This window comes from Corallococcus terminator (assembly GCF_003611635.1).
GTDB lineage: Bacteria > Myxococcota > Myxococcia > Myxococcales > Myxococcaceae > Corallococcus > Corallococcus terminator.
Genome location: NZ_RAVZ01000003.1, coordinates 54506 through 79454, shown reverse-complemented (window position 1 = coordinate 79454; position 24949 = coordinate 54506). Strand labels below are relative to the sequence as shown.

Here is a 24949-nt window from a genome sequence, read left to right as displayed (position 1 = left end):
GACCCCCGCTGCACATTGCGCCCCCTCAAGCCTTGAACAGCCAGGGGTCAGCATGTCCGCACATCCATCGCAGCAGGGCGCCGGTGCGCCTTCGAACATCTTCGAGCGGGTGCGCCACTGCGCCGCGTCCGTCACCCGCTATCCGCTCGACATCCTCACCCGGGATGCGCAGCTCGAGGATGAACTGGGCATCGACTCCGTGAAGCTCGCGGAGATCGCCGCGGTCGTCGCGCGCGAATTCAACCTGCCCCCCGACCGGCTGCCGCGCGGGGGGAAGGCGCCGACGCTCGGCGCGATCGCAGGGCTGGTGACCCAGGTGCTGGGCGAATCTCCCGTGGCCCTCGCGCCCGTTGCCCCCGCCGCTCCCGTGCACGCCGCGACGGAGTCGGGAAAGCGCGTGAGTGCCGGGCCCGACCTGGAGTCGCGTGTGCGCGCCGTGTTCGCGCGGGTGACCCGCTACCCCGAGGACCTGCTGACGTTGCACGCGGACCTGGAGGACGAGCTGGGCATCGACTCCGTGAAGCAGGCGGAGGTGATGGCCGTGCTCATGAAGGAGCTGGGGCTCTCCGAAGGACCGAAGCCAGCCCAGCGCCTGAGGACGATGGCCGCCATCTGCGAGGCCGCGCGCGCCCTGCTGCCTTCCGCCGAGCCTGTCCCCAGCGCTCCGGTGGGCCGGCCCGTGCACGTCATGGCCGCGCCGCTCCCGTCACGGCTGGACCTGCCCTTCGCCGGGAAGGTCGCGCTCGTCACGGGCTCTGGAAAGGGCATTGGCAAGGTCATCGCCACCCGGCTGGCCCGGGCGGGAGCGACCGTGGTCGTGAACTCGTTCCATTCCCGGGACGACGGAGAAAAGACGGCGCGCGACATCGTCGAGAGCGGCGGGAAGGCGCTGCACCTGTGGGGCTCCGTCGCGAACGAGGAGCACCTGGAGCGGATGTTCTCCGAGCTGGGGGAGAAGCTGGGAGGACTCGACTTCCTCGTGTGCAACGCGTCCAACGGCCTCATCGGCCCGTTCGACCGCATCTCTCCTCGGGACTGGGACAAGGCGTTCCGCACCTGCATCACCGGCACGTATGAGTGCGCGATGCGCGCGCGTCCGTTGATGGCCGCGCGCGGGGGCGGCGGCATCGTCACGATGTCCACCTCCATGTCCCAGCGATACATGCACGACCTGGGATGCCAGGGCGTGGTGAAGGCGGGCGTGGAATCGCTCACGCGCTATCTGGCCGCGGAGCTGGCGCCGGACGGCATCCGCACCAACTGCGTGTCCGCGGGTCCCGTGCACGGGGACCTGCTGGGGATGTTCCCCGACGCGCCGGACCGCGTGGCCCGCTGGGAGGCGGCCACGCCCGGGGGACGGCTGTGCACGGCGGACGACGTCGCCGACGTGACCGAGCTGCTGCTGGGGCCGAAGACCCAGCGGGTGAATGGCGCCATCTGGGTGGTGGACGCCGGTCTGTCTGGAACCGTCGACGGGCTGCTGCCGGCCGCCCGTCCTTCCTGAACCTCGCACCAGGAGCCCCTGCCATGGACTTCTTCGCCGTCCCGTACGACATCCACTTCGACGACACGATGGCCTACGGGAGCCATCACTTCCTCACCAACTTCAAGTTCCAGTGCGCGGGCCGGGAGCACCTGCTCTTCAGTCCGCACGCCTTCGAGGTGCCGGAGTTCCGGCGCGACTTCGACCAGGTGCTGCTGCTCACCTACGAGGGCTATTCGCGCAACCTGGCCCCGGCGGCCCTCGGGGACCGGCTGGTGGTGCTGACGTCGTTGGAGGAGCGGGGCGAGGTCTCCCTGCGCTTCTGCTTCCGGACGCTGAAGAGCGATGGCACCCCGGTGGCCTGCGGCTACCAGACCGTGCTCTGCGCGGACAAGGCACAGGGCACCCTGCGCTCCTTCCCGGAGTCCTTCCAGCGCAGCTTCGAATCCCTGGCCAGCATCCACGAGCCCGAAGGTCCGAAGAGCTTCCGGGACCGCGCACTGCAGGGCGGCGGCGCCCTCCAGGCGCTGTTCCCGGAACCTGTCCGACAGTTGGCCAGGTCGCTGCTGGCGGACTCCGAACCGCGCGGCGTCTCCCGCCGCGTCACCCTTCCGGCCCTTGCGCCGGAGCCGGCGCGGGAGCCCCAGTTGCCCGCTGGGGCCACGGCGTTCCTGTTCGCGGGACAGGGCACGTTCGAGCCGGATCGCTTCCTGCGCTTGAAGGCGCTCCAGCCGGAGCTGCGCGAGGAGCTGGCGACCGTTTCGGAGACGTGCCGGCCGCTGGGCATGGACCTCACGCCGCTGCTCGCGGCGGAGGACGCCGCCTCGGTCACCCGGGCGCTGGAGCGGGCGCCGTTGTTGGATCAGCTCGGCATCTTCCTGTCCGGGGTGCTCGGCGCCCGGTGGATGCAGCGTCAGGGCGTGCGGCCGGACGTGTTCGTGGGCCACAGCTTCGGGGAGATCGCCGCGATGACGGCGGCCGGGGCGTTGGACCTGCGCACGGGGGCGGAGGTGGTGTGCCTGCGCATCCGGGCGCTCCAGCGGGTCCCGGACGAGCTGGGCACGCTCGCGGCGATCGCGCTCTCCGAACCGGAGACCGTCCAGGCCCTGAAGGACTGCGGGGCCCGGGATCTGGAGGTCGCCGGCCGCAACCACGCGCGGCAGACGGTGGTCGCGGGACCGCGCGCGGAGCTGGAGCAGCTCCGCGCCTTCCTGGAGCGACAGGGCAAGGGGCTCACCTTCATCCCCAGCCGCTATCCCTTCCATCACCGGGGACTGGCGCCCGCCGTCACCGCGTTTCGCGAAAGCCTCGCGGGCCTGACGGTGCACCCGCCCCGTGGCCCCATCTATTCGCCCATCGAGCGGCGCGTGTATGCCGGCGGGCAGGCCGAGCTGGCCGGGGCACTCGCCTCCCATCTGGTGCGACCCTTCGACTTCCTCGGCACGGTGGAGACGCTGGTCCGGGCGGGGTGCACCCGCTTCGTGGACTGCGGGACGGGAGGACGGCTGTCGCGCATCGTCCAGCGGATCCTTCCTCCGGACTCGCCCGTCGCCCTGGCCTCGCTGGACGGCATGCTTCCCGACGCCAGGCCTGAAGTGCCCCCGGCCTCGCGTGACACCGTGGGTGACGGGGTGCCGGAGATCGCGGTCGTGTCCCTGGGCTGCATGCTTCCCGGTGGGGCGAAGGATCCGGAGACCTACTGGAGGAACATCCAGCAGGGCATCAGCGGCATCGTCGACACGGGCGTGCGGCATCCGGAACAGGTGGCGGACTTCGTGGGCCCGGCGGGCACCCCGGACCGCACGTACACGCTGCTCACGGGGCGGGTCCATGACGCCGACCTCGTCCCGCCTCCCGGCATGGATGCGGTCCGTTTCCAGCGCTATGGCCGGGAGCAGAAGCTGCTGGCGATCGCGCTCACGCAGGCAGTGGAAGCCTTGCGGTCCACCGGACCGCGCGCACCGGAGCGCATCCAGTGCCTGCTCGGCTCCACCGGAGACGGGTCCCCGGAATACGACGACGCGCTGTGCCTGGAGGCGGGAGAAGCCCTGCTTCGCGCGCGCGGTGAGAAGGCCTCGGAGCTTGCCGCGCTGAACGCCGTGGCGAAGGCCGCCCTCGGCATCCAGGCCCGGGCCTCCGACCTGGCACCGCACCCCACCCTCCAGGCGGTGGTGACGGAGGTGATGGGCCCAGGCGTGTCCACGATGCTGCTCGACGCGGCCTGTGCCTCGTCGCTCTATGCCATCGCCCTCGGGATGAAGGCCCTGGAGCGCGACGAAGCCGACCTGGTGCTCGCGGGCGGCGTCTTCTCTCCGGGGCCGGGCAACAGTTGCCTGTTCTCCCAGTTCAAGGGCCTGTCCGCCACCGGCAGCCGGCCGTTCGATGAGCGCGCGGATGGCGTCATCTTCGGTGAAGGCGCGGGCGTGGTCGGCCTGATGCGCCTGGAGGATGCGGTCGCGGCGGGATTGAAGGTCCATGCCGTCATCCGTGGCGCGGGGCTCTCCAGCGACGGGCGCAGCAGCTCCGCGAATGTCCCGCGCGCGGACGGACAGGTGGCCGCGATGGAGGCCTGCTACGCGGCGGCCCGGGTCGAACCCGCTTCCATCCAGTACATCGAGGCGCACGGGACGGCCACGCCGGCCGGCGACACCACCGAACTGCAATCGATTGGCCGTGTCTTCGGGGGCAAGCGCAAGGGCTTCCAGCTCGCGAGCGTCAAGGCGTTGATTGGCCATGTCGGCTGGGCCGCGGGCGCGGCGTCGGTCATCAAGTTGTGCAAGGCGCTGGAGCACCGGCGCTTTCCGAAGCAGTCCCACTTCGACCGTCCGGGCGCCGGGCTGCGCGCGCTCGGGCCGGACTTCGAGGTGAGCACGCGCGAACAGCCGTGGCCGGAGAACGGCGACCATCCGCGCCGCGCGGCCACGAATGGCTTTGGCTTCGGGGGCACCAACGCGCACCTGGTGTTGGAGGAGTACCGGGACGGTGCGCTCGCACCACGTCCCAGACTCGCGGCCCCGGCGGGTGAGGAGCTCGTGGTGGTGGCCGCGGAAGGCGTGTTCCCGGATGCCCACGGGGCCCCGGTGGCAGGGGTGCCGGACGCGCCGGGTGCGCGGTTCGACACCGGTGCCCTCCGTCTGCCCGCGTCCGTGCGGCTGCTGCCGGACATCACCGAGGACATGGACTTCACACAGCACCTGGGGCTCATCGTCGCGAGCTCTCTCGTGCGGAAGCTCGAAGGCTTCGACACGCTGCGCACGGGGACGGCCATCGTCCTGGGGCTGGAGGGAAAGACGCGCCGGGGCGTGGAGGCCACCCAGCGGGTGCTGGCCGCGTCCACGCTGCGCAGGCTGCGCGAGCATGCCCGGCGCGCTCCGGAAGTCCTGCCCCTGGCGGAGCGCCTCCATGAAGCGGTGGTGGGCACGCTGCGCCCGTCCGGGCCGTACACCCTCCAGGGGATGATGCCCAACGTCACCCCGGGACGGATGGCGGGAGCGCTCGACACCAAGGGACCGAACTTCGTGGTGGACGCAGGGGCCCACTCGCTGGCCGCGTCGCTGCGGGCCTCGCGGGCCCTGCTGGCCAGCGGGTTCGACCTGGTGCTCGTGGGCAGCCCCCACGTGCGCCTCCCGGGAGGGGGACCTGCACCGTCCACGCCGGAAGAGGGCATGGCGATGCTGGCCGTCACCACGGCCGCCAAGGCGGCGCAGCGTGGCCTGAAGCCCCTGTGTCTCCTGCGAATGTCCACCGACGGGAAAGCCGGCTCCGGGCCACACCTCACGCTGCCGCCCCATTCGGCCGGTGAGTCCCTGGAAGTCCTCCGGGCGGTACTCGCCGCCGCCGAGGGACGCGCCTCCACGCTGCGCTTCCATCCAGATGTCGCGACAGGTGTCCGGCTGGAGCTTCAGCTCCTCCCCGGGGCCGCCGCGTCAAGGACCCCCACGGACTTCGCCAGCGCTCCGACTGCGGCATCCGCGCCGAAGAGCCCTCCCCCCATCAGGCCGGAAGCCCAGGCGGTGAAGCCAGACACGGTCCCCTCGACGTCGGAAGCGTCCGAAGGTTTCGACCACTCGGCGCCCATCCACTACCACGCACCGGTCCTGGTCGAGCGTCCGGCCCGGACAGGCGGACCCTCACGGCTGCAAGGCCGGCGGGTGCTGTTCATCGCGCAGGACGAGTCCCTGGCCCGTGAGCTTGCCTCCCATGCCCAGGCCGTGTGCGGACCTGACTTCCGCATCCTGCTCGCGGGAGCATCGGATGCGGGAGCACGGCTCCACGGCATCGACCTGTCACGGGAGGAGACCGCAGAGGCCGGCCTGGATGCGCTCGGCTTCGAGCCGCAGGTCATCCTCGCGGTCTGCCGGGTGGAGCCCGTCTCGGCCGAAGCCTCGGTGGTCGCGGACACGGCCTTGCGCCATGAAGCCCTGGAGTTGCTCTTCCTGTGCGCGCGGCGTGCCTATGCCGGGCTGAGCGCCGGAACGGTGGAGCTGGCCAGTCTGTGCATCGGGGGCGTCGGTCCGAACCGGACCCTGCATCCGATGACGGGCCTGTTCGCCGGCCTGCTCAAGTCGCTGGGGCGCGAGGTCCCGGCACGAAGCATCCGGGCCTTCTCTACAACCCCGCTGCCACTCCCGGCGGCGCTCGACCGCGTCGCCACCGAACCAGGCGCGGAGGACGACAGCGCCCCCGTCGAGGTCTGCTTCGATGGAGCGCTGCGCTGCGTCCGGCTGCTCCAACCCACCGAGGTGCCCGCCCACCCCGCGACCGGACTCGACTCCGGCTCGGTGGTGCTGCTCACGGGAGGAGGCCGCGGCGTGACCGCGGTCCTCGCCGGGGCGCTCCTCAAGCGCTACGGGTGCAAGGTCGTACTCCTGGGACGAAGCGATCCGTCCGACGCGCCCCAGCGCGTGCTCCAGGCCCGCGACGAGGAGCTGGGCAGCGTGGAGCGGGAGTTCTACGCCGCCGAGCTGGCCCGCGACCGCACCCAGCGCATGCCGGCGTTGCGCGCACGCTTCGAACGGCACCTGGCCGTGCGCGAGCTGAGGACCACGCTCGACGGACTCACGCGGCTTCCCGGCCAGATGCACTACCGGGCCGCGGATGTCACTCGCCCCGAGGAGGTGGACCGGGTGGTGGAGGAGCTTCTCCGGGAGCACGGCAGGCTGGACCTCGTGGTCCATGGCGCCGGAACGCAGGTGTCCAAGAAGCTGAACCGCCGGAAGCTGTCGGAGTTCCGGAGCACGCTGGACACCAAGCTGCTCGGCCTGCGCAACCTCCGCGAGGCCTGCGCGAGTCGCCTCGCACGGCCGGTGCCCTTCCATGTGCTGACGTCCGCGTTCAGCTTCATCGGCAATGACGGACAGGCGGACTACGGCGCGGCCAACGAGGCCCTGGACCGGCTCTGCGCCTGGGTCAGCGATGCGCGCCAGGAGGTCCAGTGGTGCAGCGTGGGCTGGCTCGCCTGGGACGGCATCGGCATGACGCGCGGCTCGGAGTACCGGGTGCTCGGGGCCAGCCGCAAGCTGCGCGGCATCCGCGCCGACGAGGGCGAAGCGCTCTTCCTCCAACTGGTGGATGGCCTGCCGTGCCAGCCCATCAACGTGCAGCTCACCGAAAGCGAGCGCGCCTTCTACGGCCTGGAGCTGCTGGCCCCGCCCCCTCGGCCTCCCGAACCACCCCGGCCCACGCGAAAGGACCTCATGGTCGACGCCGCGAGCGTGCCCTGCCTGGAGGACCACCTCGTACGAGGCACCCCCACCCTGCCGGGCGCGTGGGCCCTGGACCTGATGCTCCAGAGCGCGCTGGGCGACAGCCGCCCGGAGCTGCGGACGGTCACCATCGAGGACGCGCGGTTCTCCCGCTTCATCCGCGTGAAGCCGGGAGGACAGCAGGCCCTGCGCGCCGAGTGCACCCCGCTGAGCGACGACCCCGGCCGTCACAGCGTCCAGGTCCGGCTCACCGGCGACATCGTCCACGCGTCCGGCGTGGTGCTCGAACGCGACCTCGTCTACGCCGAAGCCCGCTTCACGCTGACGGCGGAGCCTCCCCGGACAACACCCCAGCTCGCCGCCGCCACGGCGTCGGGGAACGGACTGGCCGTGCACGACCCGCACTGCGCCACCGGCTCCCCCATCGAACTGAGGAAGATGTTCGACTGCCTGGAGGAGATCCGTCTGGAAGGGTCCGCCCGCTTCGCGCGGCTCGGGCTGCCGGAAACACCCCGGCAGGCGGGAACACACGTGCCGGCGCTCGTCCTGGACGCGGCCCTGCGGCTGAGCGCGATGCACGTGGAGGGCGTATCGGACGACGTGTTCGCGCCCGTCCAGGTCCGGCGGGCCACGTTCGACCGGGACCTGCTCACGGGGAACCACGACGCTCCCCGCCACCTCTCCCTGCGGGCCCTCGCGCCGCACGTGGAAGGAGACCTGCTCCATTGCGGCAGCGCGGCGGCGCATGACGAAGCGGGACGGCTGCGCATGCTCATCGAAGGTGGCATCGCCCGCCCCATGGCCTGAAGCCCCATTCCCCGGACGACCCCATGAACGACCTTCCTCCGACCCCGGTTTCCATCCCTCCGGATGACGCCAAGCGGCTGCGTTCGGAACTGCGCCGCGTCCTGCCCCCCGAGGCCTTCGAGCGACAGCCCCTGCGAGGCATCGTCGCGCTCGGCCTCGTGCCGGTGATGGCGGCGTTGATCTGGCTCATTGGCAGCCAGCCCCTGCCCGACTGGGCGTGTCTCCTGCTCGCGCTCGTGCTGGGGCAGATGGTCACAGCGATGGGGCTCGCCGCGCACGAAGCGCTGCACCATTCGGTGTTCCACAGCCGGACGCTGGAGAGCGTGCTCGGCTGGGCGGGCTTCGCGCCCTTCCTCGTCACGCCCGGCAACTGGCGGGCCTGGCACGTCCAGGCGCACCACAGCGCCGCCAACGTCCACGTCCGCGACCCGGACATCCTTCCCCGGCGGACGGACTGGCACACCCAGGGGTTCGCGAAGCTGTTCCACCTCATCTCCCCGGGGTCGGGGACGTGGCTCAGCTTCATCAGCTTCAGCGTCTTCTTCACCGCCCAGGGCCAGGCCTTCCTCTGGTACCACAGCCGGCTGCCCGCGTTCCGGCACGTGCACATGCACCACGTCCGGGAACGGGTGCTCACGGTGCTCCTCGCCGTGGGCTGGGGCGCGCTGGGCTGGGTGCTGGGCCCCCGCGCCGCGTTCTACGCGTTGGTGCTCCCCCTGCTCATCGGCAACGTCACGCTGATGATCTACATCGCCACCAACCACTGGATGCAGCCGGCCGCGGAGGAGACGGACAACCCCTTCGTGAACACCGCCAGCGTGGAGACCCACCCGGTGATGAACTGGCTGCACTTCAACTTCAGCTACCACCAGGAACACCACATCTTCCCGGCCCAGAGCCCGAAGTACGCGCCGCTCCTGCGCAAACACCTGCGGGAGATGAACCCCCGCGCGTCCATCGTCTACCCCCACCTGCGCGCCCTGCGCATGCTGTACCGGCGCCCGGCGCTCTACTCCGAGGATGGACAGGCGTTGCTGGACCGTGAAGGCACCCAGGTCATCAGCACCACCGAACTGCGCCAGCAACTCGAAGCGCCCGCGTCGTAGGGCACCGCGCGCCAGGACACAGGGCCCGGAACCACCCGGCTCCGGGCCCTGCCTTCACGCGGACAGGGTTACCGGCCTGGCCAGCTCAGCGCGCCCCGGCTCGTCACCGTGCCGGAGGGCACCCCGAGCACCTGCGCCACGTCCGCGGGCAACGGCCTGCCGCTGTTGTACGCGGGGCTGGTGGAGCGCACGACGTAGTTGCGCAGCGCCTGGTTCACGAAGAACGGATCCCCGCCCGACGCGAGGTCGTGACCGTTGTTCTCCCAGCCCCGAGCCGTGCGGACCGCGGCGAGCGACGTGTAGTTCACGCCGCCCGTGTCCACCCAGTTGATCAGCGACTTCGTGCTGCCGCCGGAGCGGTAGTAGCTGTTGTAGTCCAGGCCGGAGAAGAAGGTGTTCGGCCCGGTGTTGGTGAAGTTGTTGTCGGAACGCGACGCCTTGAGGGTGGTGATGTTCCCGCCCGACAGGATGTTGTTGGACACGTCCACGTTCATCGTGTCCGGACCGATGTCCGAGCCCCGCTTGTCCTGCTCGTTGCGCGAGTCGTCGTAGATCCAGATGTTGATGGCCGCGTTGTTGATCAGGGTGTTGTTGTAGATCTTCGTGTTCGACGAGCAAGCCTGGATGCCAGCGTAGGTGTTGTCGTAGATGAGGTTGGATGCGATGATGCCGGTGTCGGAGACCTCGTAGAAGATGCCAATCTTGTTGTTGCGGAAGATGTTGTAGACCATCACGCCGTTGCGGCAGTCCTCGTCACACCAGAAGCCCGCGCCGTTCAGGTTGTTCTCGAAGACGTTGTTGCGCACCGTGAAGCCATTCATGTGGGCGATCTTCACGCCCGCCTGCGCGCACGAGCGCGAGCAGTTGGTGCCGAAGCGCTCCGTGTTGTTGGCGTTGATGACGCTCTCCTCCAGCAGGAAGCTGTCGGTGACGACCGTGCCGGAGTTGGTGGAGCCGTTGGAGCCGATGGCGGTGAAGCCGTTGTTGGCGAACACCGAGCCGCGCACCACGCCGCCCTGGGGCTTGATGCTGAGCGAGCCTGCCGCCATCTGCGTGAAGACGCAGTTCTCCACCAGGGAGTTCGTCGCGCCGATGTAGAGCGCCGCGTTCGTGGTGTTGCTGTACTCGTTCGTCGCGTAACGCCGGAACCCCAGCCCCCTCACCTTGTGGCCCGTGGTGCCCAGCACCATGGCGACGGGGCGCGCGGCCACCTCCACGGTGTGGCCCGACGGGTGGGTCGCGATGTAGATGCGGCGGTTGTCCCAGTCGTAGAAGAAGTTTCCCGGCGTGGCCTCCGCCAGCGTCTTCACCTCGTGCACGTACGCACCGTCGATGAAGACCATCTGCGGGTCACCTGCCGCGGGGTTCGCAGGATCGCCATACATGTCGAAGTGGCTGCACGGGCCCTGGTTCGTCGTCGGCTGGGCGTCGTACTTGAAGTTGTAGTAGCCGCCATTGCAGAAGCTGGGCGTGCTCCAGTCCATGTACCAGTGGCCGGCGCCGTCGGAGGTCCAGGCCGAGGCGGGCTTCAGGTCCGTGCCGTCGAACCAGGCCTGCTCGCGCGGATACGCCTGGAAGGTGATGGGCTTGGTGTTGACCTTGTAGTTGCCAGCGCCGTTGTTGAACCAGTCGCGGTAGGTGCCGCCGCGCACCACGATCGTGCCGCCAGTGGAGGGGATGAGCGCAATGGCGCGGTTGAGCGTGGCCACCGGGGCGGCCTGCGTCCCCGCGTTGCTGTCATTGCCATTCGTCGCCAGGAAGATGGCGCCCGAGGGGATGGCGTAGTTGGTGTCTGGAATCGTCTGGCCGGTGTTGTCCAGACCGGGGATGCCAGGGTTGCCCGGCTCGTCCGGCAGCGCATAGGTCACCGTCAGCTTCGGACGGTTGGCGGCGATGGCGGCCTCCGACGAGTCCAGCTCCAGGCCGTCCATGTTGGTGATGGCATCCAGCACGAAGCCGTGGTTTCCGGCCGCGCCCTGCACCCAGCCCTGCACGGCCGCGATGCCCGCCGCGTTGAGGTCCACGGCGTACGACCCGGTCGCCCCCGGGTTGAGCGTGGCGAAGGACGTGGCGCCCCGGTCCGAAGCGCCGCTGGCGCCGCCGGTGGCCCAGGCGGTGGTGCTGGTCGCGTTGTTCCAGGTGGCCTGCGACTCCGTCCAGGCACGGCCGGCGGCGTGGACGAAGTAGCCCTCGCCCGTGGTGGAGTTCCTCACGTTGACCGTCAGCCGGACGGACTGCACCGTCGCGGTCGCGGGGATGGCGCCCAGGTCGAAGCGCAGCAGGCCGTTGCTGACCTTCCCGGAGCTCGTCGGATAGTCACGATCCAACCGGATGAGCGCGTCCGCGCCCAGGTTCACGGTGGGGGTGTTCTGCAAGAGCGTGGCATCCGACGCGCCGGTGTACGCGGTCGACGGGGCCACCTGCTCCTGGAAGGACACGGTGGTGGGCGCGCCCAGGGCGGCACTGGCGCGGTCCAGGGGCGCCAGCGGTTCGGGGGGCATTTCGCCGCCGCAGGCCAGGGTGAGCAACACGGGCAACACGACGAGCGCGTGGCGCCAGTTCGTTCGGGGAACCGAGGGAGTCATCAGGGGAGGCGTTCCGTACGTGGGGGGGGAAGTTCAGGTCATACGCGACCCGGACTTACAACAAAGCACGGAATTCTCGGTAAAACCGATGACTTGTTGCGTGGCCGTGACAATGTCTCCGCGGTGCGCGCGCGAAGTGGGCCCGGCCTCCAGGCGCGGTTCCCAACAGACGCCTGGGGAGGCCCGAGCGCGGCCTACGCGTTCGGGCGGACCATCGACACCTGGAAGCCACGATCGGTGACGTATCGCTCTTCCCGGGAGCCCGGGCGGTACAGGTTCCCGGTCTGCTCGTCGACGAAGAACCGGTTGTCGGGGTTCGTGTCGGCCCCCTTGGAGGGGTGCCTCGTGGCAGGGTCGTGGAACGTGTAGAAGACGCGCCCCTGTTCGTCGGTTCCGCGCCCCGTGATCACCACGAAGTGGTCCGTGATGCCATCCCGGTTGTCCTTGTTCTGACCATCGTTGTTGCGATGGTCGACACCGACGACCACGGGACGGCCCAGGGAGAGCTGCTGGTCGATGTAGTCGCGCCCCTGCTCCGCCGCCTGGCGATTCACGGTGATGCCATCCGGCCCTTCCGACGTCGCGACCTGGATGCGGTTCTCGAAGTCGGTCACCGTGACGCCTGCTTCGCGGGCCATGACCGTCGCCGCGCGGAAGCAGGCCAGATTGCCAGAATCCGGGACCTTCGAGCCATCGAACTGGCTGATCCACGGAGTGTCCGTCCGGACGTCAGGAAGGTCCGTGGCGGGAGCGATGACGGACGTGTCGTTGAAGTCGGTCGGCGTCGCGCTGCTGTCATTGACCACGGGCGCCGCCGGGCGCTGGGACAGCGGGAGGGGCACGGGGGCCACCACCGCGGGCGCCGCCGGACGTTCGGACGGCGGTCGGGGCGTGGGCGCGATCCTGCCGCCCGCCGGAGTGCCCCTGTCGAAGCCGTCAGCGTTGCGCGGCGACGTCCGGGACTGCGACGCGGGGGACATCCGCAGGGGGGCCCGCTCGAAGCCGTCGGTGGCGCCCGGAATGGTCAGTTGGGTTCCGCTGAGGATCCTGTTCGGATCCGAGAGGTTGTTCGCACGGACGAGCGCGTCGACCGTGGTGTTGTGGCGTTGGGCAATCTCACCGAGCGTGTCGCCCGAACGAACGCGATAGCTGTTGTTGCTGCGGGTTCCGTTGACAGTCATGTGAGACTCCCGGGGTTGCCGCCAAGGCACGAATTCCTGATCATCCACTCAAAGGCGTGCGAACCGGAAGAGAGGGCTTTCCCATACGTGTTCGCCGGCTGCCATTCTGACCGTCACGGAAAATTACAGTTCAAAGCCCAGGACCCGCGGGCCCCGCGCCCGCCCGTCGTGCAGCCGACCAGGGGTGGCCAGGGCTGTCAGCCCAAAGCCCACCCGCCACCGTACAGTCCCCACATTCCAGCGAACGAAGGACGGAGGGGCGGATGACCATGGAGTCGGTTTCCAGCGTGCGGGGGTCGGGGGAGTCCTCACTGCGGGAGGCGCTGCATTCGGCCAGGGTCGAAGCCATCGCCAGGCAACTGAGGCAGCGCAAGGGTACGGGGCCCGCTTCCTTCAAGAAGAAGTCGCCGCCCCATCAGGTGCCCAAGCGGAACGACTCGCGGCGCGGCGACGAGAAGGTGGACCTGGGGGACCTGGATCAGATCCTCGAAATCGATCCGGTGGGGCTGACCTGCACGGCCGAGCCCGCGGTGACCTTCGACCAGGTGGTGCAAGCAACGCTGCCCCTGGGGCTCGTGCCGTTCATCGTCCCGGAACACAAGACCATCACGCTGGGGGGCGCCATCGCGGGGTGCTCCATCGAGTCCATGTCGTTCCGCCAGGGCGGCTTCCACGACACCTGTCTGGAATACGAGATCATCACCGCGAAGGGCGAGGTGCTGCATTGCTCGCCCACGGACCAGCCGCTGATGTTCCAGATGCTCCACGGCTCGTTCGGAACGCTGGGCATCCTGTCGCGCATCCGCTTCAAGCTCGTGCGCGCGGCGCCCTACGTGCGCATGACGTATGAGACGTACCCCACGCTCGAAGCCTTCCAGCAGGCCATCTGGCGTCACTTCAGCGCGAAGGACACGGACTACCTGGACGGGCAGATCTTCTCCCCCACGAAGCACGTGCTGTGCGTGGGGCACTTCGTGGAGAAGGCCCCGTACGTGAGCCGCTACGAATGGCTCACGGCGTACTGCGAGACCATCCCGCGCCGCGCCGAGGACTACCTCACGACGTACGACTACCTCTTCCGCTACAACCGGGGCGTCACGCACGCCAGGCCCCAGAACCTGCTGGCCCGGGCGCTGTTCGGCAAGCTCATCCACTCCGACAGCGTGTTGAGGGCCGCGAACCGCTTCCACAACCTCCTGCTGCCAGAGAAGGACCCGCCAGTCATCGTGGACGTGTTCGTCCCCTTCTCGCGCACGGCCGAGTTCATGGATTGGTATCACCGCGAGATGCGCCACTACCCGGTGTGGTGCGTGCCCTTCCGGCGGACGCGTGACTATGAATGGCTGACGCCGCGATGGTGGTCCGGGATGAGCGACCCGCTGTTCCTCGACCTCGCGGTCTACGGCCTCAAGCAGCCGTCCGGCCGCAACCTCTACAAGGAGTTCGAGGACGCGCTGCAACGGGTCAACGGCACCAAGACGCTCATCTCGTACAACTACTATGACGAGGAGACCTTCTGGAGCATCTGGAACCGGGAGACCTATCAATCGGTGAAGCAGCGCACCGACCCGGACAACCTCTTCCGGGACCTCTACACGAAGACGTGTCGGGCGGCGCTCGGGCTTTGAACGCGTCCCTGCGCCTCAAGCCGCCTCCGTCAACACGGCAATCAACGCACGCGAGGCCGCGGACAGGCTGCGGTGCGGAACGTAGATGACGGAGAAGGGCCGCGAGCGGCCCCGCAGCTTCGGCAGCACCTCCACCAGGGTGCCCCGGCGCAGACGGTCGGCGGCGATGAAGTCATACGTCTGGCACAACCCCATGCCCTGCTCGGCGAGCGACACCAACCCCAGCACGTCGTCCGACACCCGCAACGAGGCGGGAGGCGTCCAGTCCACGTCGCGCCCGTCCTCGCGCAGGCTCCACGGCGGCACGCGTCCGGTGCTGGGCATGACGAAGCTCAGACACGTATGGCCTGACAGGTCCGCCAGTGTTCGGGGCGTCCCGGCCTCCTTCAGGTACGCCTTCGATGCGACCAGGCACAGGGGCGCATCCTCCAGCCGCCGTGCCACCAGCCCGCTGTCGCGAAGCTCTCCCTGACGGATGGCCAGGTCGAAGCCCTCCGCCACCAGGTCCACGTTGCGGTTGGAGATGCTCAGCTCCACCTGCACGCGCGGATGGCGACGCACGAAGGTCCGCAGCTTCGCGGGCAGGCGGTAGTGGCCATAGGTCGTGGGAACGCTGAGGCGCACGCTGCCGGTGAGTTCGCCGCCCTGCCCCTGGATGGCGCGCTCGGCTTCCGCGAGCAGGCCGAAGGCGGTGCGTGACTGCTCCAGGTACAGCCGCCCTGCGTCCGTCAGGCTCAGGCTGCGGGTGGTCCGCCGCAGCAACTGCGCCCCCAGCCGCTGCTCCAGCCGGACGAGCGCGCGGCTCACCACCGACGGCGTCGTCCCCAGCGCGGTGGCGGCGGCCGTCAGCGAACCGCGCTCCACCGCCGCGATGAAGGCCTCCACGTCGTTCAGATGGTCGAAGCGCCGGCCCATTCATGCCTCCGTAGCAAAAGTGACATGCCCTCACCCCCATTTATCGCCGACGGCGGCGACAATAGTTTGAGTGACGAGACCGGCCCCGCGCGAGGCCCTTCCCTCAGGAGTCCCAACCATGTCCTCCCTCCTTGCCGCCTCCCTGCTCGGGGTGGCCACCGCCGCCGCGCCGACCGCCAGGCCGGCCGCGCCCTCCCCCACCCCCGTCCTCATCGTGATGACCAGCCACGCCACCAAGGGCAGCACCGGCGAGCCCACCGGCTTCTACCTGGGAGAAGTCACCCACCCCCTGGCCGTGTTCCAGGCCGCCGGCATCCCGGTGGAGTTCGCGTCCATCCAGGGCGGTGAGCCTCCGGTGGATGGCCTGGATTTGAAGGACGCCACCAACGCGCGCTACTGGAACGACCCCGCGTTCCGGCAGTCCCTGCGCACCACCCTCAAGCTGGACGACGTGAAGGTGGCCCGCTACTCCGCCGTCTTCTACGCGGGCGGCCACGGCGCCGTCTGGGACTTCCCCGGCAGCCCGGCGGTGCAACGGGTGACGCGTGAAGTCTACGAAGCCGGCCGCGTCGTCGCCGCCGTCTGCCACGGTCCCGCGGCGCTGGTGAACGTCAAGCTGAGCGACGGCAAGTACCTGGTCGCCGGCAAGCAGGTGAGCGCCTTCACCGACGACGAGGAGCGCGCGGTGAAGCTGGAGAAGGTGGTCCCCTTCCTCCTTGCCACCACGCTGAAGGAGCGTGGCGCGAAGCACCAGCCCGCCGCCAACTGGACGGCCAAGGTGGTGGTGGATGACCGGCTCGTCACCGGACAGAACCCGCAGTCCGCCACCGGCACGGCCGAAGCGGTGCGGGACCTCATCCTGAGCAAGGCGGCGAAGCCCGCGCCCTGAGCGCTCAGAGGCCCCTGCGCGCATGGACGGAGAAGATGTCCCTCAGCCCGGCGATGAGCGCATTGCCGGGATGGGGCTCGCCCAATGGCCCCAGCGCGTCCCCCAGGGCAAGGAAGAGCGCACGGACATGGTGGGCATAGGCGCCCTCCCAGTCCATGCTCCGGGCGATGTCCTCACTCTGTTCCCGGAACTTCTTCAGCGCCTCATCATAGGGCGCAGCCGTGGGGATGTTGAGGCGCAGCAGCAGCCCCAGCAGCGCGATGACCTCCGTGAAGTCATAGCGGCCCGACTTCACGTCATGGATGTGTTCGAGGCGCACGTTCTCCCGCTTGAACCAGTAGCCGATGTACGCGGCCGCGTTCCCGGGGCTGGACGCCACGTCCACCACGTCGAGTTGGGAATGAAGGTCCGGATCCACCTGCGTGATGAGCGACCGGCACACGGTGGCATTCGTCAGGGCGGCGCTGTCGAAGCGGCGCTTCGGCAGCGTGCGCAGCGGCGTGCCCTCGAACTTCAACACCTCCAGCTTCGGCAGCCGCGTGAGGACCTCCGGAAGCTCCCACATGAGCTGGACCTTGCTCCACGCCCCGAAGGCCCTCCGGACGTAGGCATACGGGTTGTTCACGAGGTACACCGCGCGCAGCTCCACGCATTCCGCCAGCGAGTCCGGGAGCCGCCAGAGGCAGTTGGTCTCCAGGTTCAACACCCGGAGCTTCTTCAGCGCCCCCATGGATTCGGGCAGCGCCAACAGGCCATTGCTGCGCAGATCCAGCTCGCGCAGCTCCGTGAGCAGCCCCAGGGTTTCGGGAAGCGTCCTCAGCTCGTTGCTCTGGAGGCTGAGCTTCTCCAGGCGGCGGAACAGGAAGAGCTCGTCCGGCAGGGACTTGAGGCTCTTGCTGTTCAGCGACAGGCTCTTCACCTTGTCGGGTTCCGCCATCTTCTTGGAGACAAGCTGGCGGAACGCGGCCCGGATGCTGGTGAATCCAGGACGGGAGATGGGCTTGCCGACGGCCAGCAGTTTGCGCGCCTTGTCGAGCAGGACGCGCTCGCCGGACACCGCCGCCGGAAGGAAGACGCCCTTCACCTCATAGGGATCCTGCGTGTCCTCCACCCCGTCCGTTACCGCGAACACCTTCGAGCCCTGTCCCTGATAGCGGTAGGCATCCACGGGGCCCTCCACCTTCAGGGTGTAGTCCGAGGCGATGGTGCGTGCGACGAGCCCGCCCCCGATGGAAACGCTGCCGTGGTTGTAGACCGCCACGAAGTCCCCGGTCGTGACGTCGCCCGTGACGCGCAGCCGCGAACCGCCGATGGCGATGCTCGTCGCGACGAGGTTGCCGTCCACCTGGAGGAACGGTCCGAAGTCGTTCTCCCCGTTGAACACACAGCCTTCGACGGTGAGGTTGCCCCGCACCAGGAGTCCGGTGAAGGGCTCCGCGTCCGGGTCGTCCTGGGCGAAGATGCCGCGATGGAAGTCGAGCCACAGGTCATGGGGCACGACGACATCCCCGGTGAGCACGAGGACCCGGTCGTCGTCCTGTTCGGAGTTGCCGGGCACCTGCACCGAGTCCTTCACCTGCTCCCAGGTGGTGGACTCGAAGGCCAGGTCGCTGGACCAGGCCCCCTTGTCCACCCGGACCCAGACCTGCTTGCGCGCGAAGGCCGCGGCCGCCTCGGCGGAAGGGAAGGTGCGCGATTCGCGCTTGCCATCCGTGCCCTGCTTGCCGTGGTGCAGGTCCAGGCGCTCGCCGTGCTGCGCGTAGGACCAGAAAACACGGGCCTTGCCTTCCATGCCCTCGAGCCGCATCGCTGTGCGGGGTGGGCTCACGGGGAGTCGGGGAGTCTTCATGGTCCCCGCCTTCTATCGCGAAGTCCGCGCCTCCAGGTGCGCGCTCAGGAGTCGGAGCAGAAGACGCCTTCGCAGTTGCCCGCGCCATTGCCTCGCGCGACGTTCCCCCCCCCGTCGTAGGCGTTCGGCGCGTGGATGCCCCAGCCCACGTTGTTCATCGCGGTGTTGTCCTCCACCGTGGGCTTGCTGGGCTCCAGGACGCGGAAGCCGTCGCCGGCATTGCGCAGGAAGTGATTGCCGCGAACGATGCCCTTGAGGGGATACGGAACGGTCTCCGGCAGGTCGGCCAGCGTCAGGCCACCTGCGTTGTCCCAGAAGGTATTGCCCTCCAGGTAGACGGTCCGGCTTCCAGCGTGGAGCCCACTGCCGTTGTTGACGACCCACGAGTTGCGCATCACGAACCGGAACGGCCCCCAGACCGGAGCTTCCGGAGGGGCCAGCGCGGTGTTGTTCGCGATGAGCGTGTCTTCGAACCGCAGCTCCGAACAGAAATCGAAGCCGCCGGCCGGGTCGAACGCCAGCGAGCCTACGGCGGTGTTCATCGCCAGGGTGCTGGAGCGGATGCGGATGTTGCCATTGAAGCACTCGATGACGTTCGCATTCGCATTGAAGGTCGACCCGAGCACATCCACGTCGTGGGCATCCACGAACATCACGCGCCCGTTGCCGGTGAAGAACGAAGAGCGGATGTTGAACTCACCGGTGGCCGCGTCGAACTCACTGCTCATCCCGGTGGTGTTCCCCTGCATGCGGGAGTTCGTGATGAGGAAGCGCGCATAGCCGCCCCGGTGGTAGACGGCCGTCCCGTTGTCGACGAGCGACAATTCGTGCAGCCGCACGCTGTCCGCTCCACTGTCGAGCACATAGCCCCAACGAAACCCGCGGATCGTCCCGTTGCGGACCGTGCCGTTGGACTCGACCACGATGCCTTGCGAGTCCCCCATCTCCGGGCCGGTGCGGCCTACGGTATGACCGCCCAGATCCAGGACGATGCCCGTCCCGACGACTCGGAGCGCGGGCGCCTCCGTGCCGGGACACAAGAGGTCGCGCGTGAGCCGCGTGTGCTGGGTGAGGGTGTCACCGCAGCGGACCGCGTTGCCCTGGGCCTGCGCGGCGCCCCCCTCCATGAACATGGACGCCAGGGCCACGACGCCCACCCAATCCCTCACCTGCGACATGATGCCTCCCGGCCGGAAGCTCCCGCCTCCGGAGGGAGGAGGCTAACCATCGGACCCCTGCACGGTTCACCTCCCAGAGGTGGCAGCGCGCTGCCATGAGGCCGACAGCGACGGGGACCTCCGGTCCACGCCCTGGGCAATCCCTTTCCCATCCTGTGGCCCGGACGGGCCCATGGGACTTCCCGTCCCGGGTCAGCTTGCGAACGAGCCGGGTTCCTTGCTGAAACCCGCCTTCGCGTGGTGCCTCAACCGCTCCGCGCGCGAGGCATGTTCGAGCGCGGCGATGATGGCCTTCTCCGCGTCCGGGCCCCACTCCGCCACCTTCGCGGGATCCACGCCGTGGTCCCTCACATACTTCTCGAGCGCGGCGGCGGCCACGGCTCCGCCCGAACCGGCGTTGACCGCCAGGTCGGTCATGATGGCGTTGCCATACTCACTGGTGACGACGTCTTTCAGATGGAGCTTCGCGCTCACGGCTTCGCCACTGGCGTTCTTGCCCGACACCTTCACCGAGCGGTCACGGACGTCGGAAATCTTCCCCTCGTTGGCGAAGCGGATCTGCGCCTGCTGCATCGCCGGGTCGGCCCCCGCGGCCATGAAGACGGCCGACAGCTTCACGTCGGTGCGGATCGCCTCGGCCGCCTCGACACCCTTGAGCACCGTGCCATCCGCGCGGGTGAGCACCACGCCCTTGGAATCGACGTCGAGCCCGTACCTGCCGAAGCTCTTCTCGTATTGCGCCGGGTCGGTCTTCTTCAGGTCCCGCATGAAGTCGGCCAGCGTGCCGTTGCCGCTCTTGCCGAGCGTCCACTGGGTGAAGCCCCACGACACGCGCCCGGTGTCCCAGGTGTTGACCTTGCTGAAGGTGCCCTCCAGCCCGGAGATGGACGCCAGGATCTTCTGCCGGTCCTCGCTGATGCCACTCTTCGCGAGCTGGGTGTCGACGTCGGTGTGCGAGTCGCCCTGGGTGGCGCCGCCATCGATGGCCTTCCACGAGTTCGTGTAGGCGGTCTCCCGGCCATCGCGCATGCGCACGGTGGTCCCGTCCACCGTGACGTCGGAACGGGTCTGGTGCACGTCGACCATCGGCGTGTACCCGTCAATGCGGGCCATCAGGCCGTCCTTCACCGACTGCGCATGGGTCTGGGCCGCGGTGAGCTTCGCCTTCGCCGCATCGAGCGCGGTCTTCTGCTCGCGCTTGAGCGTTTCGGCGGCCTCGGGCTCTTTCGGCACCTTCGCCTTGGCGTGTTTCTTCTCCAACGCGGCGACCTGCTCCTTGGCGTGCTTCACGGCGGTGTTGGCGCGACCGAGTTCCGGATTCGCGTTGATGTGCTCCTTCAACCACCCCTTGATCTTCTCGCCCGCGGCGGCGACCTGCTTGTCGGCGGCTTCAAGCTTCGCCTGCGCGGCCTTCTTCGCCGGTTCGGTGGTCGCCTTGTCCACGGCCGCCTGCGCATCGCCTCGGGCCTTCACGGCCTCCTTCAGCGGCTTGTAGATGGCGGCCTTCGGAGGCTTCCATTTCGCGACGTTGATAGGGATGAGGTTGTTGAGCTCGACGGCGTTTCCACGCTGGATGACCCCCTCGTCCCGGGACGTGACCTGGATGGCATCAAGGTTCTTCTGGATGTCGGAGGCGGAGGTCTTTGCCGCCGCGGAGACCTTCGCGGGCGTCTTCACCGGAGCGGTGGTGGCCACCGGCACCTGGGGCTCGAAGGCCGCGAGCGCGCGCTTCAGGTCCTCCGCTTCGAGCTCCAGGGCGAGCGCGTCCTGCAGCGAGGTGCCGGTCAGCTTCTGGTACTTCTCCGCGACCTTGGGCAGCAGGGCGGGGTCCAGTCCCTCCAGGGCCTCGAAGACGGCGTCCTCGTCGGTGCCCCAGATGTCATCCATCGCCGCCTTCAGCTTCGCCGCCGCCGCATCCACGGGGCTGGCGCTCACCGTGCGCTTCGCGGCCCCCGCGGACATCGGATTGAACGCGAAGGCCTGGTTGGTGGGAGGCCGCCCGCGAATCTGGTCGGCCAGACGCTTGAGGGTCGCGCCCTTCGCGCCGCCAGCAATGGCCTTGAAGAGGAACGCGCGCTCGGCGCCCGCATCGGCGCGAGGAGACGCGGTGGCGCTGACGCCTGCCTTTGACAACAGGTTCGCCAGCTCCTTCTGCTGGGCGGGGCTCAAGTCCGCGAGCGCCGTGGTCACCGCATCGACATCCGCCGCAGGCATCCCTCCAGACAGCGCCTGGAGCAGCGCCTGACGCGTCATGCCTTCGGGGAGCGAGGACACCCGCTGCTCCACCTTCTGCCGCGCCGGGGCCTTCGCGCCGGCCGCGACGGGAGCCGCCATGGAAGAGGCGGCGCGGGTGGGAGCGCGCGAGGAAACCGTCGTGGGGGGCGTCTGGGAGACAGGCGCCTCCGCCTTCGAGACGCGTGACGGTTTCGGGGCGAGGGACCGGGTGATCTTGACCATGAGGGCCCCCAGCCTAACGCACCCTCAGTGAACGCCGCACCGGGCCCCGTCCCCAACGGGGTTGAACCCAGACCTGTCTTGCCAGGAAGGTGAGGAGCCGGGCGAGCCAGGCACGTTCACCCGGGGCCCCCCACGAATCGTCGTGGGGCGAGCTTCTCGCGAGGTCCTCCATGGCAACCGTCCGCCGCGCCCTCCGGCCCCTGTTGGCCGTCCTGTCCCTCCAACTGCTTGCCGGTTGTGATGACCCGCCCCCGCGACCCTCCAGCGACGCGGGAGTCCCCGACGCCGGCCCCTATGTCTGGGACGGCACCTACACCGAGCTTGAAGAGCACGGAGACTGGGTCGACAAGGGTCCCTTCGCGCCGTGCGGCTTCGACGCCCGGGACGCGTCCACCACGGCCTGCGAGGAGCTGCCGCGCTTCGACGTGTCGCGGTGCGACCCAGAGGCCCTGGCCGCGCTTGAGCAGGAGGGCATCTACCTGGCCGACACCCGGAACGAAAAGCGCCTGGAGGATGGCGGCATCCTCGTCAGCAACGGCTCCGAAGGCTTCCAGCTCCGGAGCGACGGTGGCCCGAGCACGATGTACAACGAACCGCTGCTCCAGCGGGACACACAGGGCGGGCGCTTCTCCGTCGTCGGGAAGCACACGCGCCTGGGCCTCACCGTCGCCATGGTGGGCTGCCAGACGCCGGCCCCGGACATCATCACGGGCTGCTTCGCCTCCTGCCGCCGGGGGAAGCTGACCCAGCAGGGCACCTTCGAGGCCCACCGTGTCGCGAAATGGGCGGGCGAGCCGGAGTCCTCCGGCGGCTTGACGCTGCTCTCCGAGCGACACGTGGAGCTGGGGCAACCCGTGGATGTCTACGTCACGAAGGGCCACGCCTACGTCGTCTCCCTGTCCTACCTCGGCCGGGCCGGAGGCCTCACCGTCTTCGACGTGAGCGACCCGAAGCACCCCTTCTTCAAGACCTCCATCAACCTGCCGGGCGACAACTTCTGGAACGGCGTCTGGGCTCACGGCGATGCCCTCTACGTGGCCAGCAGCATCATGGGGACGCTCGTCTACGACATCTCCAATCCGGCGGAGCCCACCTTCGTGCGGAACCTGCCGACGGGGACCTACGGCGCCCACACGGTGCTCGTCGACGGGGAGCGGCTCTACGCCATGGTCCCCAACACCGGCACCTTCGTCTACGACGTGTCCCAGCCGCTGAATCCCGTGCAGCGCGCTCGCATCACCGTCCCCGGGGACCCGGATTCAGGTGGGCCCCATGACACGTTCGCGTATGAGAACCGCCTGTATGTCAGCAATGCGTTCGGTCCCTACACTGTCGTGGACGTCACCGACCTGGACGACGTGAAGCCCCTCGGCCAGTACCTCAGGCCGGACCTCGCCTATTCGCACCACAGCGCGGTGGGGGCCTTCGCAGGCCGGACCCTCGCGTTCGAAGGAGGAGAGTTCAACAGCTCCCACCTGCGGGTGCTCGACGTCACCGACCCCGCCCGCATCGTGAAGCTGGGCGAGTTCCGCATGCGGTCCATCACCTCCATCCACAACCTCATCCTGCGCGGCACCCGCCTCTACGTGGCCTGGTACCACGAGGGCCTGCGCGTGCTGGATGTGTCCAACCCCACGAAGCCCACGCAGGTGGCGCACTACAACACCTTCCGCGAAGGCGACCCCCACCGGGGCGACAGCATCTTCGAGGGTGTCTACGGCGTCCGTGTGCCCGGCGACGGCCACGTCTACGTCGTGGATTCCTCACGAGGACTGCTCATCTTCGACGAGCCGTGACGGTCGCGGTAGGCCGACAGGGCCTTCGGTGCGCTCTCCCGGACCCGCTGCACGGTGGACTCCCAGAGCAGCCTGCGGGCTTCGTCATCCCCATCGAAGTCGCCCCGGCGGATCCGCGTGGCGAACTCACGGTTCAATGACTCCAGCGCCCCTTCGGTCTGGAGGAGGGCCGCCAGCGCCTTCTGTTCTTCCCGCTGGGGGCCTTCACCCTGCTGCAACTGGCGCTCTGCGATGCCCATGGCATTGGCCACCATCAGCGCCGCATAGACCTTGTCCGCGGGCAGCAGGGGCAGCAATTCCTTGCGCAGCACCTCGCGGGCAATCGCCAGCAGCGCGGCCCCTTCCGGCGGTTCACGCATGCCGTCCTCCGGTCATGTTCAGGATCTCCAGCTCCAGCTCCGGAACAACATGCGCTGTCAGCGCCAGCTCCAGCGACGGCTCCTGACCGGAGACATGGCGCTCCCCCTGCTGAAGGGCAATCACGGCCCACCGCACATGCGCATGGACCTCCCAATAGAACACCGCCTCACGCGTCAGTGGCCGGCCGCTCACGCGCGCATAGCCACGAAACAGCGCTTCGCGGGAGCCCATGCCCCCCGCTTCCTTTTCAAACCGTCCAAAGCGCCAGCAGCGCGCGCAGAACCAGCCGATGTCCTCCAGCGGATCCGACCAGGCCGCGAACTCCCAGTCCAGCACGGCCGTGAGCCCGGTTTCGTCCACCAGGTAGTTCCCGGTTCGGAAATCGCGATGCGTCAGCACCAGCTCCGGAGTCGCCGGTGCATGCCTTTCCAGCCAACGAAGCCCCCACTCCAGCGCCGGAAACGCCGTGCGGTGCCCATCCAGGAAGTTCCGGAAGTCCTTCACGCCCTGGAGCGCTGGCGACAGCGTCGGTGCACGGAGGAAGTCGAGTCCTTCCACCGGAGGGCGGATGGCATGCAGTCGCGCCAGTTCCTCCCCCAGGCGTTCCACCAGCAGCTCCCGGTCCCCGCCCAGGTTCAGCTCCTTCACGAGGCGATGACCGGAGGCCGTCCCCCGAGCCCTGCGCATCACGAAGAACTCCCGGCCGAACACGGAGGCGTCACCGACCCACAGAGGCTCCGGCACCGTCACGCCGGCCCGGAAGGCCACCTGAAGCAGGGCGAACTCCTGTGCACGGCCGTGCGACACGGCGACACCCGAGGGCGCGTCGGAGCGCAGCACGCATTCCAGGATGCCGTCGTACCTGCCGCCCTTCATGGTGGCGGTCAGCGACCAGTTCTCCTGGATGGCGCCTCCAGACAGCAGGTGCACGTCGTCAATCCGCACCGCGCTGGCACCCGCCCTGCCAGCCAGGAAGTGCTCCAGCGCCCGCTTCTGTTCTTCGCGCATGG

The 24949-nt window shown here is 68.9% G+C and carries 14 protein-coding genes; 6 read left to right on the top strand and 8 right to left on the bottom strand.

The genetic code is table 11. The features are described 5' to 3' along the window. Window positions 1-52: 52 nt before the first annotated feature. Genes D7V88_RS00990 through D7V88_RS00980 form a run of 3 tightly spaced genes read left to right on the top strand, consistent with a single transcriptional unit; the run spans window position 53 to window position 9101 of the window. Window positions 53-1504 carry an SDR family oxidoreductase gene (locus D7V88_RS00990; RefSeq protein WP_120538691.1) on the top strand — a complete coding sequence of 484 codons (1452 nt, stop codon included), beginning with the start codon at window positions 53-55 and terminating at the stop codon, window positions 1502-1504. Between the two features lie 23 nt (window positions 1505-1527). Continuing rightward, window positions 1528-7995 (top strand): type I polyketide synthase, encoded by a 6468-nt coding sequence (locus D7V88_RS00985; protein ID WP_120538690.1) that lies wholly within the window; start codon window positions 1528-1530, stop codon window positions 7993-7995. 23 nt (window positions 7996-8018) lie between these two features. Then, window positions 8019-9101, top strand: coding sequence for a fatty acid desaturase family protein (locus tag D7V88_RS00980; protein ID WP_120538689.1), 1083 nt, complete (start codon window positions 8019-8021; stop codon window positions 9099-9101). 68 nt (window positions 9102-9169) lie between these two features. Here the strand turns inward: D7V88_RS00980 and D7V88_RS00975 are convergent, their stop codons facing one another. Both D7V88_RS00975 and D7V88_RS00970 read right to left on the bottom strand, forming a co-directional pair. After that, window positions 9170-11686: a DNRLRE domain-containing protein gene (locus D7V88_RS00975; protein ID WP_120538688.1), complete on the bottom strand. Its 2517-nt coding sequence runs from the start codon at window positions 11684-11686 to the stop codon at window positions 9170-9172. A gap of 194 nt (window positions 11687-11880) precedes the next feature. Next, window positions 11881-12867: a LysM peptidoglycan-binding domain-containing protein gene (locus D7V88_RS00970; RefSeq protein ID WP_120538687.1), complete on the bottom strand. Its 987-nt coding sequence runs from the start codon at window positions 12865-12867 to the stop codon at window positions 11881-11883. Window positions 12868-13130: 263 nt separating this feature from the next. Between D7V88_RS00970 and D7V88_RS00965 the strand changes: the two genes are divergently transcribed. Further along, window positions 13131-14495, top strand: coding sequence for an FAD-binding oxidoreductase (locus tag D7V88_RS00965; protein WP_120538686.1), 1365 nt, complete (start codon window positions 13131-13133; stop codon window positions 14493-14495). Between the two features lie 15 nt (window positions 14496-14510). Here the strand turns inward: D7V88_RS00965 and D7V88_RS00960 are convergent, their stop codons facing one another. Further along, window positions 14511-15410 (bottom strand): LysR family transcriptional regulator, encoded by a 900-nt coding sequence (locus D7V88_RS00960; RefSeq protein WP_120538685.1) that lies wholly within the window; start codon window positions 15408-15410, stop codon window positions 14511-14513. A 118-nt stretch (window positions 15411-15528) separates the two neighbouring features. Here D7V88_RS00960 and D7V88_RS00955 point away from each other — a divergent pair, with 118 nt between their 5' ends. After that, on the top strand, window positions 15529-16299 hold the full coding sequence (locus D7V88_RS00955; protein ID WP_120538684.1) for a type 1 glutamine amidotransferase domain-containing protein: 771 nt from the start codon (window positions 15529-15531) through the stop codon (window positions 16297-16299). A gap of 4 nt (window positions 16300-16303) precedes the next feature. Here the strand turns inward: D7V88_RS00955 and D7V88_RS00950 are convergent, their stop codons facing one another. The 3 genes from D7V88_RS00950 to D7V88_RS00940 all read right to left on the bottom strand — a co-directional run bounded on the left by D7V88_RS00950 (window position 16304) and on the right by D7V88_RS00940 (window position 21660). Next, a complete protein-coding gene (locus D7V88_RS00950; RefSeq protein ID WP_244237889.1) occupies window positions 16304-18148 on the bottom strand; it encodes a leucine-rich repeat domain-containing protein in 1845 nt (614 codons plus the stop codon). A 44-nt stretch (window positions 18149-18192) separates the two neighbouring features. Next, on the bottom strand, window positions 18193-19326 hold the full coding sequence (locus D7V88_RS00945) for a right-handed parallel beta-helix repeat-containing protein (protein ID WP_120538683.1): 1134 nt from the start codon (window positions 19324-19326) through the stop codon (window positions 18193-18195). A gap of 192 nt (window positions 19327-19518) precedes the next feature. After that, entirely contained in the window at window positions 19519-21660 is a 2142-nt protein-coding gene (locus tag D7V88_RS00940) for a hypothetical protein (RefSeq protein WP_120538682.1), read from the bottom strand. Window positions 21661-21953: 293 nt separating this feature from the next. On the opposite strand from D7V88_RS00940, the gene D7V88_RS00935 reads away from it, so the two are divergent. Beyond that, the gene (locus D7V88_RS00935; protein WP_120538681.1) at window positions 21954-23579 is read left to right on the top strand and encodes an LVIVD repeat-containing protein; all 1626 of its coding nucleotides are present in this window, start codon (window positions 21954-21956) and stop codon (window positions 23577-23579) included. On the opposite strand, the gene D7V88_RS00930 is transcribed toward D7V88_RS00935, so the two are convergent. Together D7V88_RS00930 and D7V88_RS00925 are read right to left on the bottom strand one after the other, a co-directional pair. Further along, window positions 23531-23938, bottom strand: a complete 408-nt coding sequence (locus tag D7V88_RS00930) for a DUF6285 domain-containing protein (protein WP_120538680.1) — start codon at window positions 23936-23938, stop codon at window positions 23531-23533. The genes D7V88_RS00935 and D7V88_RS00930 overlap by 49 nt on opposite strands. Then, window positions 23931-24947, bottom strand: a complete 1017-nt coding sequence (locus tag D7V88_RS00925) for a phosphotransferase family protein (RefSeq protein WP_120538679.1) — start codon at window positions 24945-24947, stop codon at window positions 23931-23933. The genes D7V88_RS00930 and D7V88_RS00925 overlap by 8 nt, the downstream gene beginning before the upstream one ends. Window positions 24948-24949: the final 2 nt, after the last annotated feature.

Coding starts and splice junctions, on each gene's coding strand:
- D7V88_RS00945 (WP_120538683.1), bottom strand. CDS start 19,326: ATGTCGCAGGTGAGGGATTGGGTGGGCGTCGTGGCCCTGGCGTCCATG.
- D7V88_RS00940 (WP_120538682.1), bottom strand. CDS start 21,660: ATGGCGGCTCCCGTCGCGGCCGGCGCGAAGGCCCCGGCGCGGCAGAAG.
- D7V88_RS00980 (WP_120538689.1), top strand. CDS start 8,019: ATGAACGACCTTCCTCCGACCCCGGTTTCCATCCCTCCGGATGACGCC.
- D7V88_RS00970 (WP_120538687.1), bottom strand. CDS start 12,867: ATGACTGTCAACGGAACCCGCAGCAACAACAGCTATCGCGTTCGTTCG.
- D7V88_RS00955 (WP_120538684.1), top strand. CDS start 15,529: ATGTCCTCCCTCCTTGCCGCCTCCCTGCTCGGGGTGGCCACCGCCGCC.
- D7V88_RS00990 (WP_120538691.1), top strand. CDS start 53: ATGTCCGCACATCCATCGCAGCAGGGCGCCGGTGCGCCTTCGAACATC.
- D7V88_RS00950 (WP_244237889.1), bottom strand. CDS start 18,148: ATGAAGACTCCCCGACTCCCCGTGAGCCCACCCCGCACAGCGATGCGG.
- D7V88_RS00985 (WP_120538690.1), top strand. CDS start 1,528: ATGGACTTCTTCGCCGTCCCGTACGACATCCACTTCGACGACACGATG.
- D7V88_RS00965 (WP_120538686.1), top strand. CDS start 13,131: ATGACCATGGAGTCGGTTTCCAGCGTGCGGGGGTCGGGGGAGTCCTCA.
- D7V88_RS00925 (WP_120538679.1), bottom strand. CDS start 24,947: ATGCGCGAAGAACAGAAGCGGGCGCTGGAGCACTTCCTGGCTGGCAGG.
- D7V88_RS00930 (WP_120538680.1), bottom strand. CDS start 23,938: ATGCGTGAACCGCCGGAAGGGGCCGCGCTGCTGGCGATTGCCCGCGAG.
- D7V88_RS00935 (WP_120538681.1), top strand. CDS start 21,954: ATGGCAACCGTCCGCCGCGCCCTCCGGCCCCTGTTGGCCGTCCTGTCC.
- D7V88_RS00975 (WP_120538688.1), bottom strand. CDS start 11,686: ATGACTCCCTCGGTTCCCCGAACGAACTGGCGCCACGCGCTCGTCGTG.
- D7V88_RS00960 (WP_120538685.1), bottom strand. CDS start 15,410: ATGGGCCGGCGCTTCGACCATCTGAACGACGTGGAGGCCTTCATCGCG.